The following is a 17,270-nucleotide window of genomic DNA, read 5'->3' on the forward strand; positions in this document are numbered from 1 at the left end:
GCGATCAAGTCCTTGATCGCCAAAGACTCTGTTCACGGCGCAGACGCGCCGTGGCTGGATGCCGGATCAAGTCCGGCATGACGGAAGGGAGGTTTGTGATGACGGCGGCTAACTCCGCGCGGCATCCGCGCCTATTCCGCAACCTCCTCTGTCCCCACCCAGCGCCCTTCGGCAAACGACCGGGCCATGGCGTGAATGCTGCGCTCGATCTTCAGCCCTTCCTCGAAGTCGATGATATGGGCCTTCTTGCCCTCAATCGCCGCAATCAGCTCCCGGCATTCGATGACCTTCAGGTCGTTGAAGCCGAGGCCGTGGCCGGGGGCGGGGATGAAGCGGTCATAGGGCTTGTGATGGGGGGCGGTGAGGATGGTTCGGAAACCCTGTTCTTCCGGGCGTCCATCCGTGGTGTAAAGCTGGAACTCGTTCATCCGCTCCTGATCGAACAGAATCGAGCCTGTTGAGCCATAGATCTGGATGGCGATGCGGCCCTTGCGGCCCCAGGCGGAGCGGTTGGCGATGAGCACGGCGGAAATGCCGCCTTCAAGCTTCAGGAGAACGCTGGCGAGATCATGTGTCTCGACCGCGCGCTCGCCACCGCCGGCAAGCGGGCGGGTCTTGTAAGGTTTCACCATGTCCGTGATGGCGCTTTGTGCGTGACCGAAGAGGGCATAGAGCAATGACAGCGGGTGCACGGCAAAATCATCCAGCGCGCCGTAACCGGAGGACGCTTCGCTCTTCCAGTAGAAAGGCTGGGTGGCATCGGCCATGAAGTCCTCGTCCATTTCGGCGCGGACGTGATAGACGTTGCCGATCGCGCCTTCGTCGATCAGGCGGCGGATATGGCGGATGACGGGGTTCTGAATGTAGTTGTAACCCATCGCCGCTGCCTTGCCGGACCGGCGGGCCGCATCGCGCATCTTCACCGCATCGGCAAAGGCGGGCGCCATCGGTTTTTCGCACCAGACATGTTTGCCGGCCTCAAGGGCGGCAATGGCCATTTCCGGGTGGAAGGCGTTCGGCGTGGTGACCGAGATGACGTCGATCTCGGGATCGGAAAGCAGGTCGCGCCAGTTGCCTGTCGAGCGGGCAAAACCGAACTCGGCGGCTTTCTTGGCCGCCAGCTCCGGGTTGACTTCCGCGAGCGTCACGAGGCGGGGGCGTTCCACATCGCCGAAGACGCTCGTGACGTTGTTCCACGCCAGCGCGTGGCATTTGCCCATGTAACCGGTGCCGATAAGGCCCACGCCAAGAGCGGCCATGGTATTCTCCTCCCGAGAATTTTAGAATGAAATCAATATTTTGAGCATTTTCTTAAATGCGGCGCGCGAAACAAAATCCCGCGTCCCTCATCCCTATGCTTGTCACAGGGGACCAGCCAGCCCAAGTCCTTGGGCTGGGTAGACTCTCCCCACCAACAGACACGCGCAGGTTGGATTCCTGTGACAAGCACAGGAATGAGGGAAGTGGATGCCTTACGGGTTATCCCGCTTGAAAATCCAGTCATGATCCGGGTGGTTCTTGAAACGCCATTTGCGCATCGGCCCCGCCATCACGTTCAGATAATACATCTCATAACCATAGGGCGCGCCGCAGGGGTGGTGGCCTTTGGGCACCAGCACGACATCGCCATCCGACACCGCCATCGTCTCATCAAGCGAGCCGTCCTCGGTGAAAACGCGCTGGAAACCGAAACCCTGCGCCGGGTTGAGGCGGTGATAATAGGTCTCTTCCAGATAGGTCATGTCGGGGTAGTTATCCTCGTCATGCCGGTGCGGCGGATAGGAGGACCAGTTGCCCGATGGCGTGAAGACTTCCGTTACCAGCAGGCTGTCGGCCACGTCGCGCTCCTCCATGGCGATGGGGAAGATGTAACGCGTATTGGCGCCCTTGCCGCGTTCCGTCAGTTGCACGCCATTGGGGCCGATCTGCTGTGCCTCGCGGCTGCCTTTTTCGCCGGGTGCGGTGCAGACGCCGACGGTGCAATCACTCGTGGCCGTCAGCGACCATTCGGAACCGGCCGGAACATAAACGCAATGTGGCGGCTTGCGCTCGAACACGTTCATGCGGTCGCCGAGTTCACCGAAATCCTTGCCGCCTGCGGAAATCGTCGCCTTGCCTTCGACCAGCACGAGGATGACTTCGGTATCGCCGGTGTTTTCCGCCGCCGTCTCGCCCGGTTTCAGGCGGTAGAGGCCGAAACCGACATAACCCCAATCCGCGCTTTGGGGCGTGATATCGTGCACCTTGCCGCTGGTCGCGACCGGCTTGCGCAGAAGTGAGGTCATGGTGGTGTTCCTTTTTGTAGGTAACGCAGACATGTCATTCAGTGGTTTTGCGTATTTCCGTCACCCCGGGGCTAGATCCGGGGTCCAGCCGACGCGCGTCTGCGCGGCGGAGAGGTTTTCAGCCCAGAGACTTGGGCAGGATGAATTCCGGCTCAAGGCCGGATGACGGGCGCGGGAAGGCCGCGTCCCGTTCGTCAGCTCAACTCAAGCAGCCTGAGCCTTGTCCAGCCCCGCCTCGCGTGCAAAAGCCTTCAGCGATTTCAGGCCCAGGCTCTGATATTCGAACGGATTGCGCACGTCCGGATCCTGCTCGGCCTCGATCACCAGCCAGCCGCTGTAACCATGCTCGGCCGCCACTTTCAGCACCGGCGGGAAGTTCACGCCGCCTTCGCTGTCGCCCGGCACGGTGAACACGCCGCGGCGAACGCCTTCGAGGAAGGAGAGCCGCTCGTTGCGTACCTGATCGGCAATGACCGGACGCACGTTCTTGGCATGGATATGGCCGACGCGACCCATATATTTCTGTGCGACGCGCACGGGATCGCCGCCACCGAACAGGCAATGGCCGGTATCGAGCAGCAGATGCGTCTTCGGGCCGGTGTGCTTCATCAGAAGGTCGATTTCCTCTTCGCTCTCCACCACCGTGCCCATGTGGTGGTGATAAACGAGGGTGATGCCCTGTTCGGCGGCAAAGGCGGCCAGTGCCTCGACGCCCGCACCGAACTTCGCCCAGTCCTCGGCCGCAAGGCGCGGACGGTCGACCAGCGCCGTGTCGTCAGCGCCGTGAATGGCGTTGGAGGTTTCGCAGACGATGATGACCTTCGAGCCCATGGCCTTCAAGAGATCAAGCGCTGGCTGCATGGCCTTCTTCTCGGATTCGATGTCGTCGGTCAGAAGGTTCAGTGAATGCCAGCCGGAGACGAAGGAGAGGCCGCGCGGCGAAAGCACGCCCTTCAGGCCTTCCGGCTCCGTCGGGAACTTGTGACCCTTCTCGATACCGTCGAAACCGATCTTGGCGGTTTCATCAAGGCATTGCTCCAGGCTGATATGGGCGCCGAGCGTGCGGTCATCGTCGTTGGACCAGGCAATCGGGTTGGTACCGTAACGGATCATCTTATTGTCTTTCCTTGACATGGTTTTCATAACGGGCGCGGGCCGGGCCGATTTCGGCGCGGTCGGATACTTCAGGCACCGCGACATCCCACCAGTGGCCGCCGGCGCGCGGCGTCGGGTAAGGGTCGGTATCGATGACGATGACGGTGGTGCGGCTGGAGGCACGGGCGGCAGCGAGCGCCTCTTCCAGCTCGGTTATGGTGGAGACCTTGCGTGCATCCGCCCCCATCGAGCCGGCATGGGCCACGAAATCGATGGCTATCGGGTTGACGTTGGTGTGGGCGTAGAGGTTGTTGAACTCCGCGCCGCCGGTTTCCATCTGCAGGCGGTTGATGCAGCCGTAACCGCGATTGTCGGTGATGACGAGTGTGATTTTCACGCCCATGGCGACCGATGTCGCAAGCTCCGAATTCATCATCATGTAGGAGCCGTCGCCGACCATGACGATCACATCCCGGTCCGGTTCCGCCATCTTGATGCCGAGGCCGCCGGCCACCTCATAACCCATGCAGGAGAAGCCATATTCCATGTGATAGGAGAGCGGCAGCTTGGATTTCCACAGCTGGTGAAGCTCGCCCGGCATGGTGCCCGCCGCGCACATGACGACGGTGTTGTCCCGCGACTGGCGCTGCACCGCGCCGATGACCTGCATGTCTGTCGGCAGGCTGTTCACATGCTCCTCGCCCGGTGCCGCCGTATCGGCATCGGCCTTTTCGAACCATGCCGCCTTGAGCTTGGCATCCGGGGCCGCATAACGGTGGCTGCCGAGGGCGGCGGAGAGCTTTTCAAGCCCGATCTTTGCATCCGCCGTCAGGCTGATCGCATCGTGCTTTGCGCTGTCATAGGGCTGCACGTTGAGCGCCAGGATCTTGCGGTTCGGGTTCTTGAACAGCGCCCAGGAGCCGGTGGTGAAATCCTGAAAACGGGTGCCGACACCGAAGACCAGATCGGCCTTTTCGCTGATGATATTGGCGCTTTCCGCACCGGTAACGCCGACGGGACCGAAATTCAGATCATGGTCCCAGGCGAGCGCCGATTTGCCGGCCTGCGTTTCAACGACGGGAATGGAATGGGTTTCGGCAAAACGTTTCAGCGTCTCGGTTGCGCCGGCAAAATGCACGCCGCCGCCGGCGACGATGATCGGGTTCTTCGCAGCCTTCAGTGCTGCAACCGCTTCTTCGAACTCGACCACATCAGGTTCCGGGCGGCGTTGGCGCCAAACGCGTTTTTCGAAGAAGCTTTCGGGGTAATCATAGGCTTCCGCCTGCACATCCTGGCAGAAGGCGAGCGTGACGGGGCCGCAATCGGCCGGGTCCGTCATGGTGCGCATGGCGCGGGGAAGGGCCGTCAGCAACTGTTCCGGCCGCATGATACGGTCGAAATACCGGCTGACCGGGCGGAAGCAGTCATTCACCGTCATGGTGCCGTCGCCGAAATCTTCGAGTTGCTGCAGCACCGGGTCCGGGCCGCGATTGGCGAAGACATCGCCGGGGATCAACAGAACCGGCAGGCGGTTGACATGCGCCAGCGCTGCCGCCGTCACCATGTTTGCCGCACCGGGGCCGATGGAGGAGGTGACCGCCATGGCGCGTCTGCGGCGCAGCTGCTTGGAATAAGCGATAGCCGCATGGGCCATGGACTGCTCGTTCTGGCCGCGATAGGTCGGCAGTTCGTCGCGGATGCCATAAAGCGCTTCGCCGATGCCGGCGACATTGCCATGGCCGAAAATGGCCCACACGCCGGCGATATAGGTTTCGCCGTGCTCATTCATCTGCGCTGCCAGGTAACGAACCATGGCCTGCGCAGCCGTCAATCTGATTGTCTTCACGCTGCCTCTCCCTTTTTGGCGCGCGCCTCATCCCAAATGCGGCACAGGCTGGTGTAACGCTGCGCCATATCCTTCACCGCTTCCTCGTCGGTTATCTTGCCCGAAAGCCAGCCGCGGGCGGCTTCTGCAAAGATCGTACGGCCAACGGCGAAACCTTTGACCAGATCGAAACCGGCGGCAAGGCGGAAGCTTTCCTCCAGCTCGCTTTGCGGTGCGTCGAGACCGAGAACGACGATGCCCCGCACGTAAGGATCGTTGCGATTGACGGCGTCGCAGGCATTTTTCCACGCGGCGCGGGTCTTCATCGGCTCCAGCTTCCACCAGTCGGGGTAAACGCCGATCTCGTAAAAGCGCTCGATGATGCGGGCGGCGGTCAAATCGTCGGTCGGGCCGACCTTGGAGGGAATGATCTCCAGCAGCATTTCCAGCCGGTTGCGCCGTGCCGCCTCGAACAGGCGCGTCACGGTCTCTTCCTGCGCAGCGCGCATCTCGTCCGTGTCATCGGGGTGATAGAAGCACAGAACCTTGACGACGTTTTCAAGCGGCCATTCCGAAAGTCCGCCGAAATCCTTGCCGAGATCGGGTTCCAGCGTCAGCGGGCGTGAGCCCGGCCATTCCACCGGACGGCCGATCCAGAGGCCGGAGCCGCTGGCGGCAAACAGCGCATCGCGGCCAAGGCGGCCGTCGCAGAGTATGCCGTAACCCGCCTCGCCACCGGAAACTTTCTGCGCGGCCTGAAGGCAGAGCTTCTTGAAAGCGCCGATTTGCTCATGCTTGATGCCAAGTTCGTCGGCGATGGCCTCCAGCTGCATGCGGTGGTCGAAAGCGAAGACGCGCATCGTCTCCCAGTCGCCCTTGCGGTTGGTGGACCAATGCACCTGCTCCAGCGCCTCGTCCTTGCGCAGCGCCTTGTTGCGGATGCCGGCCTTGAAGAAATATTGCAGCTCTTCCCAGCTTGGATAGGCCGGTGTGCAGCCATGGCGGGAAACGGCGAAGGCGCCACAGGCATTGGCGTATTTCAGCGTCGTCGGCCAGTCTTCGCCGCGCAGCCAGCCGCGGAAGAGGCCGGCCATGAAGCCGTCACCCGCACCGAGAACGTTGAAGACCTCGATCGGGAAACCTTCGCCGGTCTCACCCTCGTCGAGGCTGGCAGGAATATCGCCGGCGAAAACCGAAGCGCCCATGGGCCCGCGCTTGCACACCAGCGTCGCGTTCGAAACCTTACGCACGGCATTCAGTGCGGTCAGCGTATCGGTCGAGCCGCCGGCAATGTGGAATTCTTCCTCGGTGCCGACGATAAGATCGAACAGGTGTAGTGTGGATTGCAGCTTGGCGGTGACCTTCTGCGATTCGACGAAACGGCTTTCGCCATCGCCATGGCCGGCCACACCCCAGAGATTGGGGCGGTAATCGATATCGAGCGCGGTCTTCGCGCCATTCTCGCGGGCGAGTTTCAGCGCCTTCAGCACGGCCGCTTCCGTTTTCGGATGCGACAGATGCGTGCCGGTGGCGCAGACGCAGCCGGCGTCGGCAATGAAGGCGGGATCGATGTCGTCTTCGCTGAGCGCCATGTCGGCACAGTTTTCGCGATAGAAGATCAGCGGGAATTGGTTCTGGTCGCGAATGCCGAGCAGCACCAGCGCGGTCAGCCGCTCGGGGTCTGTCTTCACGCCGCGCACGTCGACGCCTTCGCGCACCAGCTGTTCGCGGATGAAACGGCCCATATGTTCATCGCCCACACGGGTGATGACGGCGCTGTTCAATCCAAGGCGGGCGGCACCGGCGGCGATATTGGTGGGGGAGCCGCCAATATATTTGGCAAAGGAGGCCATGTCCTCCAGACGGCCGCCGACCTGCGAACCGTAAAGGTCGACAGACGAGCGCCCGATCGTGATAAGATCAAGTTTTTTCAAAAGGTTCCTCCTTAGCACCGCACGCTGGCGCGGTCTGCCTCATGTGTGTCGAGCGGATCAGGCAACCATGCCGCCAGCTATCGCCATCCCGCTCCGGTGAGCCTCCTCCGCTCACTTGTCCCGTCACGAGACGGACAGTCGTGGAATGCCCGTTTCATGGATTTGGATCATAAATTCTATTTTTCTCGTTTTCAATAAAAATATTCAGGCCGTCTTGCGTGTTCCCACAGCAACCGCCAGCGTGATGGCGAGACAGAGCGTGGCCGAAAGCGAGCGGAATGCGCCGAAATCGATTTCCGTCACCGTCAGAAGCGTCGCGCCGGACTTCCGGAGCGGATTGACCGCAGAATCGGAAAGCGCCACGACCGGAATGCCGTTGGCGCGGGCGTTTTCCGCCAGTTCCAGCGTCTCAGTGGAATAGGGGGAGAAAGTGATGGCGATCAGCGCGTCTTCGCGGGAGATGGCGCTGATATTGCCGAGCCCGCCAACGGCGCTGTGCAGCACGGCCGGCACCTTCATCTTCTCGAAGGCATAGGCCAGATAGCTGGCGATGGGGAATGAGCGGCGCAGGCCCATGATATGCACGGTTCGCGCCTTTGAGAGCGCCGAAACCGCCTCGTCAAGCTGCTTGGTATCGACCGATTTCAGCAGCATTTCGAGCGAAGAACGGCCGGCTTCGACGAATTCCGCCAGCAGGCCGGAGGCGCTTTCATCGCCTTTTTCGCGCAGATGGTCGAGCCGCGTGGCATAATCCGGCCAGCCGCCGACATAGGAATCACGGAACAGGCGCTGCATTTCCGAAAAGCCGGAAAAGCCCATGATCTGACAGAAGCGCATGAAGGCCGAGGGTTGCACGCCAGCCCCTTCCGCCATTTCGGCGACGGTGGAAACGGCGATGCGATCCTGATTGGAGGCGACATAATCGGCGCATTGCCGCAACCGCTTCGGCAGGCCCTCCGCCACCTGGAGCAATCGCTCCTCAAAAGCCTTTACCGAATCTGGCGCCTCGATTGCCGTCATTGTCATTCCTTTGTGCAGACTGAAATTATGTGCACATTAGCTGCAATGGAATTTTTATTCCATTGGGTTTTTTGAGGGGCTGGGGAATGAGGGCGGCTGGCTTATCTCATCCTTGTGCTGGTCACAGGGATCCAGCGTGATCAAGGGCTTGATCACAAGAGGGCCCTTTCACGGCGCCGACGTGCCATGGCAGGATTCGGCGACATCCTAAGCCGCCGCCGCGCGCATATCGCGCCGGAAATCGGATGGCGACATGCCGGCGATCTGGCGAAAGGCCTTGTTGAAGGCGCTGACCGACCCGAAGCCGCTTTCCATGGCGATCTGCAGGATGTTGTCCTTGCCGGTCATCAGCATCGCCTGCGCGCGGGAAAGCCGGAGCAGGGTCAGATATTTGATCAGCGTCATGCCGGTGGATTTGCGGAACAGGTTCATCGCATATTTCGGATGCAGCGAGGCGGCGCGGGCGATGTCGGTCGCGTCGATATCATCGAGGAAATTGGCGGCGATAAAATCGCACATGCGCACGACGCCGATGGAGGGCGCCATGCCTTCCTCATCCTCTTTGCTTTTTCCATCGGTCGCCGATGAGATGACGGAATAGGGTTCGAGAAACATCCGCTCCACCCTGAGCAGCAATTCCTCCACCGCATGCTGGGCTTTCGCCGGATCACCGGAGGTAACATAACGGAACCATCGGCCGAAATTTTCCGCATCGGCCCTGTCTGTCTCGGCGCTCACCATGGTTGCGCCGCCCATCAGCTGGCTGGAGACGGCGGCCGGCAGGCGCATGCGGAAGAAATGCACGAGCGGCAGATGCGCGCCGGCATAAAAGGAATCGTCGGAGGATTGGTCCATCTGGTGCGGCTGGCCGCCCCAGAAAATGCACATCTGGCCGGCATGGAGTGTCAGCTCATGATCGCCCATGCGGTAATGCACCGATCCCGACATCACATAATTCACCTCCACCTGCGCGTGCCAATGGGGGCGGAGCATGATGGGCGGGTGGTTATGGAAAAGCTGAAGCGTGGTCGGCATGCCTTCGATGCTGCTCGCACCCGGCTGGTAAAAGGCTCTTTCGGCAATCTTACTTTCCGCCAAATCGATGTTCCCTTTTTACGAGACAGATTTCCTGCCGCCGCTAATGTGCCCATGTTCGCTGAAGAACGGCAATTGAAAAAGGGAGGTTTTCAATGTGCTTGAAATTTCTTGGTGCGTCTACGGCTCTGCTGCTTCTCGCAGCCCCCGCTTTCGCGCAAACCGAGACCGTTACCATCTGGAGCTGGAATGTCGCCGCCTCGGCGCTGAAATCCACGGTCGAGGGTTTCAACAAGCAGAATCCTGACATCAAGATCGTCGTGGAAGACCTTGGAAACGGTCAGGTTTTTGACAAGACCCTGGCCGCCTGCGCAGCCGGTGGCGATGGGCTTCCGGATATCGTGACCATCGAGAATTTCGAGGCGGAACTGTTCTGGAGCCGCTTTCCGGATTGTTTCGCCAATCTGACCGAGCTTGGCTATACCCCTGAGAAACAGGCGCTTTTCCCGGATTTCAAACGCACCGAACTGGAGGTTGATGGCGTTGCCTATGCCGTGCCGTGGGATTCCGGCCCGGTGGCGGTGTTTTATCGCCGCGACTTCTATGAAAAGGCGGGCGTTGACCCGGCTACCATAAAGAGCTGGGACGATTTCATAGTCGCCGGCAAGAAGGTCATGGCCGCCAATCCCGGCACCGTCATGGCGCAGGCCGATTTCAACGGCGACAGCGAATGGTTTCGCATGATCGCCAATGAGCAGGGATGCGGTTACTTTTCGACCGACGGCCAAAGCATCACCATCAACAAGCCGGCCTGTGTGGCGACCCTTGAAAAGATCAAGGAAATGAAGGGTGCGGGCATCATCACGGCCGCGATCTGGGATGAGAAGATCCAGGCCAACACGGCCGGCAAGGCCGCAAGCCAGATGTATGGCGCCTGGTATGAGGGCACGGTCCGTTCCGGCTCTCCCGATCTTTCCGGCAAATGGGGCGTCTATCTGATGCCGAGCCTGACGTCGGATGGCCCGCATGCGGCCAATCTCGGCGGCTCTTCGCTGGCAGTCAGCTCCACGTCCCAGCACAAGGAAGCCGCGTGGAAATATATCGATTATGCGCTGACCACCAATGAAGGTCAGGTGACGATGCTGAAGTCCTTCGGCCTCGTTCCTTCGCTGCTCTCCGCCATCGACGATCCTTTCGTCAAGGAAAAGCAGCCCTATTGGGGCGGGCAAGCGGTGTGGACCGATATTCTCGCCACCCTGCCGAAGATCGTGCCGAGCCGTGGCACGGCGTTCCAGTCGGATGCGGATGCGATCTACAAGGCGACGCAGACGAAATATTTCGCGGGCGGATATCCCGATGCGAAAGCGGCGCTCGATGATGCCGCCAAGCAGATCGAGACGGCGACGGGGCTCCCGGCCTCGGAGTAATCGGGCGGCTGTTTTATGGACCGAGAGGGTGCCGCACGTTTCTTCTCCCCGAGGGGGGAGAAGTCCGCGGCAGCGGGATGAGGGGGCGACGTCAGCGATGGACCGAGAGCTTGCCCCCTCATCCGGCCCTTCGAGCCACCTTCTCCCCCTCGGGGAGAAGAAATACGCCGTGCCGTCTTGCGATGGCCTCGTCCTCAAACGGGGGCAGGCCTCTTCCAAGCTTTTCCATTTATCCGGCCGAACCGCCGGCATCTGGAGGTCGTCATGCCGTCAAGGAACAGGATCGCTTATGCGTTCCTTGCGCCCTATCTCCTGATTTTCGCCACCTTCTGGGTCTGGCCGATCATCAGTTCGTTCATGCTGTCGTTCCAGAATACGCGCATCAATCCGTGGCGGTTCGCGCCCTCCGTGAACTGGGGGCGGCTCGTTTCCGATCCAGCCTTTTATAATGCGCTCTACAACACACTGATCATTCTGGTCATTCAGGTGCCGGTGATGATTGCGCTCGCCACCATCATGGCGGTGCTGCTGAATTCGCCGCTCTTAAAGGCACGACCGCTCTACCGCTTCGCCTTCTTCGCGCCTGTTGTCGTTGGAGAGGTCGCCTATGCGGCGGTGTTCCGGCTGATGTTCAGCGTCGATTTCGGCATCATCAACAAGCTCATCACCGCCGTTGGCCTTTCGCCGGTCTCGTGGTTCGACAATGCCAATGCGGCCATGGCACTCGTCATCATCGCCGTCACCTGGCGCTGGGCGGGGTATAACGCCATCATCATTTTGGCCGGGCTGCAATCCATTCCGGGTGATGTCTACGAGGCGGCGACGCTGGACAAGGTGAGCAAGCGCCAGCAATTTTTCCACATCACGTTGCCGCTCCTCAAACCCATCATCCTCTTCTGCGTCGTCCTGTCGGTCATCGGCACCATGCAGCTGTTTGCCGAACCGTTCCTCATCACCAATCGCGGCGGGCCGGGTGGCGGCACGGAAACGCTGGGGCTGTTCCTCTATCGGCAGGGCTTTACCTCGCTCAATTTCGGTTACGCTTCGGCCATTGCCTACACCATGGCGGCGCTCGCCATCGCCATTTCACTTCTCAATCTCTGGGTCGGGAGGGAGCCGAAATGAGGTCGAAATCCAGATCGCTTTTCTGGCAGAAGATCGCGCTGCATGCGGCGCTGACGCCGCTCGCCATCATCTGGCTGTTTCCGCTGTGGATGATGTTCGTATTTTCGACCATGCCGGATTACGGCATTTTCAGCCCGGATATCGTGCTGGTGCCGTCCACCAACTTCATTGAGAATTTCAACAATCTACAGGCGGACACCAATTTCCTGCGGGCCATGTTCATCTCGATCACCGTCGCCGTTATCTACACGGTTCTTTCGGTGTTCCTGACGTCGATGGCGGGCTGGGCGCTGGCGCGTTACCGCTTTGCAGGACGCGGGGTGGTGATCGCCATCATTTTGGGCACCATCACCCTGCCTTTCGCGGTCGTTGTCATTCCACAATTCATCATGGTGGCGCGGGAATTCAAGCTGGCCAATAGCTGGATCGCGCTCATCGTGCCGCCGCTGTTCAATTCGCTCGGCGTGCTGTTCATGCGGCAATCCTTCTCGATGATGCCGACCGAGCTTTTCGATGCGGCACGGGTGGAAGGCGTGAAGGAATGGCAGATATTCCTGCGCATCGCCTTGCCGCTGGCGCGTCCCACGATGGCGGCGCTGTCGATCATTCTCTTCCTGGCCTCGTGGAACAATTACCTCTGGCCGCTTCTCATCAATTCCCGCCCAGGAATGATGACCGCACCCGTGGCGCTTGGCACCCTCATCGGGCTCACCAAGGTGTCATGGGGCGGCATCATGGCCGGCGCGGTGCTGCTCACCGCACCCATCCTCGTGGTTTTCGTGGCTCTGCAGCGTCACTTCATCGCCGGCATTTCCGCCGGGGCAGTCAAGTAAGGGAGGCTACATGGCGGAACTTTCGCTCAGGAACGTGCTCAAGCGTTATGGCGCGCTCGAAGTCATCCATGGCGCAAATCTGGAGGTGGAAGACGGGGAGTTCGTCGTTTTTGTCGGCCCGTCCGGCTGCGGCAAATCCACGCTTCTCAGAATGATCGCCGGGCTGGAAGATATCTCCGGCGGCGATATCGTGATCGGCGGCAGAACGGTGAGCGATGCCGATCCGGCCGATCGCGGCATCGCGATGGTGTTCCAGTCCTACGCGCTTTATCCGCATATGACTGTCGCCGAAAACCTGTCCTTCGGCCTTCGAATGAACGGCAACCCCAAAGCAGATACGCAGAAGCGTGTCAGCCGTGCCGCAGAAATCCTGCAGATCAACGAATTGATGGAACGCCGCCCGAAACAGCTTTCCGGTGGCCAGCGCCAGCGTGTGGCCATCGGCCGCGCCATCGTACGCGAACCGCAGGTCTTCCTGTTCGATGAGCCGCTGTCCAACCTCGATGCTGAACTGCGGGTACAGATGCGCGTGGAAATATCGCGGCTGCACAAGCAGCTTGGCACCACGATGATCTATGTGACCCATGACCAGACCGAGGCGATGACGCTCGCCGACAAGATCGTGGTTTTGCGGGCGGGCAATATCGAACAGGTCGGCGCGCCGCTCGATCTTTATGACGATCCCGCCAATCGTTTCGTCGCCGGTTTCGTCGGCTCGCCGAAGATGAATTTTCTCGACGCCACCATCATCGGCAGCGGTGCGGAAAGCGTCACGCTCTCGCTCGACAGCGATCCTGCGGTGCGGCTGACCCTGCCGGTCAAGGCCCGTTTGAACGACGGCGCCAGGGTTTCGCTCGGCATCCGGCCCGAACATTTCGCCGATGCGGGGCAAGGCGATGCCGATCTCACCGTTCATGTCGATGTCGCTGAACATCTCGGCAATACCAGCTATGTCTATGCCCGCGCGCAAGGCGGCGAACAGCTCATCATCGAGCGGCCGGAATCGCGTGATGTCGGCAATCGCGACCGGCTGACGGTCGGTCTTTCCGCCCCCAAGGCTTTCCTTTTCGACAGCAAGGGCGAACGCCTGCGCTGAACCCTTTCCCAAGCACCCAATGTAAGACGAGGATTTCATGACGACCGAACAACCGATCCGCTGGGGCATCATCGGCCCGGGCACCATCGCCAAAACATTCGCGGACGGCATTGCCCATTCCCGCACCGGCAGGTTAGAGGCCATCGCCACCCGCAATCCGGACAAGCCCGGCCTTGCCGAAGCTTTTGCCGGCGCGCGCATCATCCATGGTTACGACGCGCTGCTTGCCGATCCCGATATCGACGCGGTTTACATTGCCACCCCCCACACCGGCCATGCCGAATGGGCGATCAAGGCGATCCGCGCCGGCAAGAACGTGCTGGTGGAAAAACCCATCGCGCTTTCCGCCTATGACGCCGATGCCATTTTCCACGAGGCGAAAAAGGCAGGCGTCTTTGCCGGCGAGGCCTATATGTATCGCCTGCACCCGCAGACGGCGAAACTGCTGGAACTGGTGAAAGCCCGCGCCGTCGGCGATATCCGCATCATCCGTTCCAGCTTCGGTTTCAACATGGGCTCCTTCCGGGCCGATCACCGGCTCTTTGCCAATGAAATGGCGGGCGGCGGCATTCTCGATGTCGGCGGTTATCCGGTCTCCATGGTGCGCATGATTGCCGGTGCGGTAGACGGAAAATCCTTCGCCGAGCCGGAAAAGGTGGCGGGTGCCGCCCATCTCGGCCAGTCGGGCGTCGATGAATGGGCCTCGGCGGTGCTGAAATTCCCCAATGGCATCGTCGCCGAAGTCTCATGCTCGATCATGGCGGGGCAGGACAATGTGCTGCGCATCATCGGCTCGGAAGGTCGCATCGAAGTCAAGGATTTCTGGTTCGCCGCTGGCCACAAGGGCGGCACCGGGCGGATCGACATCATTCGCGGCGACAAGGTGGAAACCATCGAAGTGCCGGAAGATCGCTGGCTTTATTCCTTCGAGGTCGATGCGGCCGGCGAGGCTATCCGGCAGGGCAAAAAGGAATTCGATGCACCCGGCATGGGCTGGGCCGACAGCCTCGGCAATTTGCGGGTCATGGATCAGTGGCGCGCTTCCGTCGGGCTGGAATACAGCATTGAGAAGGCAACGTCGCGCGTTGCGAATATTGCCGGCGGCAAGGTGGTGGCCGGAAACGCGGTTCCGAAGCGGCAGATACCGGGCATTGCCAAGCCGGCTTCCGTGGTCGCGCTCGGTTTCGAATTTTTCCCCAATTTCGCCTCCGCATCGCTGACGCTCGATGCGTTTTATGAAGCGGGCGGCAATCTCTTCGATACGGCCTATGTCTATGGCGGCGGCAAGACGGAGGCGATTTTTGGTGACTGGCATAGGAGCCGCAATGTGCCGCGCGAGGAGATCGTGCTGATCGGCAAGGGCGCGCATTCGCCGCTCTGCTATCCCGACATGATCGCCAGGCAGCTCGATCAGTCGCTGGAGCGATTGAAGACGGATTATGTCGATGCCTATTTCATGCATCGCGATAATCTGGACGTTCCGGTCGCCGAATTCGTCGATGCCATGGATGCCGAAGTCCGGCGCGGGCGCATTCGCGGCATTTTCGGCGGTTCCAACTGGACACGGGAACGCATGGATGAAGCTGCCGCCTATGCTGGGAAGAACGGCAAGCAGGCCCCGGGCGCGCTTTCCAACAATTTCTCGCTCGCCGAAATGCTCGATCCCATCTGGGCGGGCTGTGTCGCTGCGTCGGATGACGAGTGGAAGGAATGGCTGAGATCCCGCCAGATCCCCAACTTCGCCTGGTCGAGCCAGGGGCGGGGTTTCTTCACCGATCGGGCAGGGCGGAACAAGCATGATGACGAGGAGATCGTCCGTGTCTGGTATTCCGACCGCAACTTCGTTCGCCGCGATCGGGCAATCGAGCTTGCACAGAAACTCGGGCGGCACCCGATCCATATCGCGCTTGCTTATGTCATCGCCCAGCCTTTCCCGGTCATTCCGCTGATCGGGCCGCGCACCATCGCCGAGCTGGAGGATAGTCTTTCGGCGCTGGATATTGCGCTGACGGGCGAGCAGGTGAAGTGGCTGGAGGCGTACGGCCGGTCAGGAAGGCGGCGGATAAGTCCGCCGCCATTCGGATAGGACGAAGCGCTGCGGCATATTTCTTCTCCCCGCCGGGGAGAAGATGCCCCGAAGGGGCAGATGAGGTGGCAAACTCTCCGAATATCTCTGCCGCCGCCCCCTCATCCGGCGCTGCGCCACCTTCTCCCCCGGCGGGGAGAAGAAACAGGCGGCACCCGCTTATTCCATGGCGATCCTGCGGAGGGCGCTATCTTTCATCTTCTTTCCTTTTCCGGTGACTGCTAAAGCCTAGGTTCATAGACGCGTCGCGAAACAATCACCGGAGTTCCCATGGGCGATATCGACCGAAACCGTGCGCATGAGCTGATGCGGGAGGCGGATATCGACGCGCTGGTGCTGTTCCAGCCCGAAGCCTTCCGTTATGCGGTCGGCGCTCACGCCGGCGTGGCGACCATGTGGGGCAGGGCGGGCTCGGCGATTGCGCTGGTGCCGGCCGATGTGGGGGCGAGACTTGCCGCCGTCGTCAGTGATCATGCCGCCCCGCTCGTCAGACGGGCCGCACCGGACGTTGAACTGTGCTGCCATCGCATCTGGATCGACATGGTCGATCTTTCGGGTGTGGAAACCGTCGCGCAGGTGGATGACGCCTATCGCCGTAGTGCTTCCGGCGGGCCGAGACCGGAGACATTCGATCGTGCCGTCTGTTTCGGCCTGTTGGCTGACTTGCTGCGGGAGCGCGGGCTGTCTGCGGCGCGCATCGGCGCCGATCTCGAATTCATGCCGGCCGCCGATTTTCTGGCCCTGCGTCAGGCCCTTCCCGATGTGAACTGGATCGATGGCTCGGCCGTGTTGCGGCGTCTGCGCGCGGTGAAATCCGAACGCGAGATCGAGCTTCTGCGGCGCGCGGCAGCGGCGGCTGAGGCGGGGCTGGTCGCGATGGCGGCGGCCGTCAGGCCGGGGGCGGCGCTCGGCGGGCTTTCCGCCGCCTGGAAGGCCGGCGCGCAGGCGCATGCCGCGACATCCGGTTTTTCACTGAGCGGGCACTGGGATTACATATCCGTCGGGCCCGCCCTGTCGGATATGGCGGCCGTGGTGACGCCGGGTGCGCTCATCAAGGCTGATGTCGGCACGCTGGTCGATGGTTATTCTTCCGATGGTGCAAGAACCTTCTCATGGGGGCCGGTCTCGCCTCTGGCAGCGGATATCTTCAAGGCGCTGGAAGCGGCTTTTGCCGCCGGGCTTGAATCGATCCGTCCGGGCAACAGCTTCGGCGCGGTGCACGCCGCCATGCTGGCCTCGATGCGCAGGGACGGTTTCGGCGAATATTATCGCGGCCATTTCGGCCATTCCGTCGGGGGCGGCGTCGGCATCGAGGAATGGCCATTCTTTTCCCATGACAATCCGGAAATCATTCTTCCCGGCATGGTGGTCGCGCTCGAAGCGCCTTTTTACGGCGAGGGGCTGGGTGCCTTGATGATCGAGGACCAGTTCCTCGTCACATCGTCAGGCGCGGAGTGCATGAACACGCTGCCCCGCACTCTGAGAGATTTATTCAGAAGCTGAGTGCCG

The 17,270-nt window shown here is 61.0% G+C and carries 13 protein-coding genes; 6 read left to right on the forward strand and 7 right to left on the reverse strand.

All coding sequences use genetic code 11. The annotated features are described in order from the left end of the window. Positions 1–131: 131 nt before the first annotated feature. The 7 genes from O3S81_RS18235 to O3S81_RS18265 form a co-directional block, all read right to left on the reverse strand. Positions 132–1,259, reverse strand: coding sequence for a Gfo/Idh/MocA family protein (locus O3S81_RS18235; protein ID WP_269345430.1), 1,128 nt, complete (start codon positions 1,257–1,259; stop codon positions 132–134). A gap of 213 nt (positions 1,260–1,472) precedes the next feature. After that, positions 1,473–2,285: a 5-deoxy-glucuronate isomerase gene (gene iolB / locus O3S81_RS18240; protein ID WP_269345432.1), complete on the reverse strand. Its 813-nt coding sequence runs from the start codon at positions 2,283–2,285 to the stop codon at positions 1,473–1,475. 204 nt (positions 2,286–2,489) lie between these two features. After that, positions 2,490–3,398: a myo-inosose-2 dehydratase gene (gene iolE / locus O3S81_RS18245; protein WP_269345434.1), complete on the reverse strand. Its 909-nt coding sequence runs from the start codon at positions 3,396–3,398 to the stop codon at positions 2,490–2,492. 1 nt (position 3,399) lies between these two features. Further along, positions 3,400–5,226 (reverse strand): 3D-(3,5/4)-trihydroxycyclohexane-1,2-dione acylhydrolase (decyclizing), encoded by a 1,827-nt coding sequence (gene iolD / locus O3S81_RS18250; protein ID WP_269345436.1) that lies wholly within the window; start codon positions 5,224–5,226, stop codon positions 3,400–3,402. Next, positions 5,223–7,139: a bifunctional 5-dehydro-2-deoxygluconokinase/5-dehydro-2-deoxyphosphogluconate aldolase gene (locus O3S81_RS18255; protein ID WP_269345438.1), complete on the reverse strand. Its 1,917-nt coding sequence runs from the start codon at positions 7,137–7,139 to the stop codon at positions 5,223–5,225. Before O3S81_RS18255 ends, iolD begins: the two co-directional genes overlap by 4 nt. 204 nt (positions 7,140–7,343) lie before the next feature. Beyond that, positions 7,344–8,159, reverse strand: a complete 816-nt coding sequence (locus O3S81_RS18260) for a MurR/RpiR family transcriptional regulator (RefSeq protein ID WP_269345440.1) — start codon at positions 8,157–8,159, stop codon at positions 7,344–7,346. Positions 8,160–8,366: 207 nt separating this feature from the next. Further along, positions 8,367–9,257, reverse strand: coding sequence for a helix-turn-helix domain-containing protein (locus O3S81_RS18265; protein WP_269345442.1), 891 nt, complete (start codon positions 9,255–9,257; stop codon positions 8,367–8,369). A gap of 92 nt (positions 9,258–9,349) precedes the next feature. On the opposite strand from O3S81_RS18265, the gene O3S81_RS18270 reads away from it, so the two are divergent. The 6 genes from O3S81_RS18270 (at position 9,350) to O3S81_RS18295 (ending at position 17,264) form a co-directional block, all read left to right on the forward strand. Then, the gene (locus O3S81_RS18270) at positions 9,350–10,621 is read left to right on the forward strand and encodes an ABC transporter substrate-binding protein (protein WP_269345444.1); all 1,272 of its coding nucleotides are present in this window, start codon (positions 9,350–9,352) and stop codon (positions 10,619–10,621) included. Positions 10,622–10,885: 264 nt separating this feature from the next. After that, complete coding sequence (locus tag O3S81_RS18275; RefSeq protein ID WP_269345446.1) at positions 10,886–11,746, forward strand: carbohydrate ABC transporter permease; 861 nt, start codon at positions 10,886–10,888, stop codon at positions 11,744–11,746. After that, positions 11,743–12,579 carry a carbohydrate ABC transporter permease gene (locus O3S81_RS18280; protein WP_269345448.1) on the forward strand — a complete coding sequence of 279 codons (837 nt, stop codon included), beginning with the start codon at positions 11,743–11,745 and terminating at the stop codon, positions 12,577–12,579. Before O3S81_RS18275 ends, O3S81_RS18280 begins: the two co-directional genes overlap by 4 nt. Before the next feature lie 10 nt (positions 12,580–12,589). Continuing rightward, the gene (locus O3S81_RS18285) at positions 12,590–13,675 is read left to right on the forward strand and encodes an ABC transporter ATP-binding protein (protein WP_269345449.1); all 1,086 of its coding nucleotides are present in this window, start codon (positions 12,590–12,592) and stop codon (positions 13,673–13,675) included. 37 nt (positions 13,676–13,712) lie between these two features. Beyond that, positions 13,713–15,761 (forward strand): aldo/keto reductase, encoded by a 2,049-nt coding sequence (locus tag O3S81_RS18290; protein WP_269345451.1) that lies wholly within the window; start codon positions 13,713–13,715, stop codon positions 15,759–15,761. Between the two features lie 270 nt (positions 15,762–16,031). Then, positions 16,032–17,264: a M24 family metallopeptidase gene (locus O3S81_RS18295; RefSeq protein WP_269345453.1), complete on the forward strand. Its 1,233-nt coding sequence runs from the start codon at positions 16,032–16,034 to the stop codon at positions 17,262–17,264. Positions 17,265–17,270 lie beyond the last annotated feature (6 nt).

It is taken from the genome of Agrobacterium sp. SOY23, from assembly GCF_027212525.1.
In the GTDB taxonomy this organism is placed as follows: Bacteria; Pseudomonadota; Alphaproteobacteria; order Rhizobiales; family Rhizobiaceae; genus Agrobacterium; species Agrobacterium tumefaciens_I.

Bases quoted from the DNA above. Each gene is read 5' to 3' on its own strand.
- O3S81_RS18235 (WP_269345430.1), bottom strand. From the start codon at position 1,259: ATGGCCGCTCTTGGCGTGGGCCTTATCGGCACCGGTTACATGGGCAAA.
- iolB (WP_269345432.1), bottom strand. From the start codon at position 2,285: ATGACCTCACTTCTGCGCAAGCCGGTCGCGACCAGCGGCAAGGTGCAC.
- iolE (WP_269345434.1), bottom strand. From the start codon at position 3,398: ATGATCCGTTACGGTACCAACCCGATTGCCTGGTCCAACGACGATGAC.
- O3S81_RS18260 (WP_269345440.1), bottom strand. From the start codon at position 8,159: ATGACGGCAATCGAGGCGCCAGATTCGGTAAAGGCTTTTGAGGAGCGA.
- O3S81_RS18270 (WP_269345444.1), top strand. From the start codon at position 9,350: ATGTGCTTGAAATTTCTTGGTGCGTCTACGGCTCTGCTGCTTCTCGCA.
- O3S81_RS18275 (WP_269345446.1), top strand. From the start codon at position 10,886: ATGCCGTCAAGGAACAGGATCGCTTATGCGTTCCTTGCGCCCTATCTC.
- O3S81_RS18280 (WP_269345448.1), top strand. From the start codon at position 11,743: ATGAGGTCGAAATCCAGATCGCTTTTCTGGCAGAAGATCGCGCTGCAT.
- O3S81_RS18285 (WP_269345449.1), top strand. From the start codon at position 12,590: ATGGCGGAACTTTCGCTCAGGAACGTGCTCAAGCGTTATGGCGCGCTC.
- O3S81_RS18290 (WP_269345451.1), top strand. From the start codon at position 13,713: ATGACGACCGAACAACCGATCCGCTGGGGCATCATCGGCCCGGGCACC.
- O3S81_RS18295 (WP_269345453.1), top strand. From the start codon at position 16,032: ATGGGCGATATCGACCGAAACCGTGCGCATGAGCTGATGCGGGAGGCG.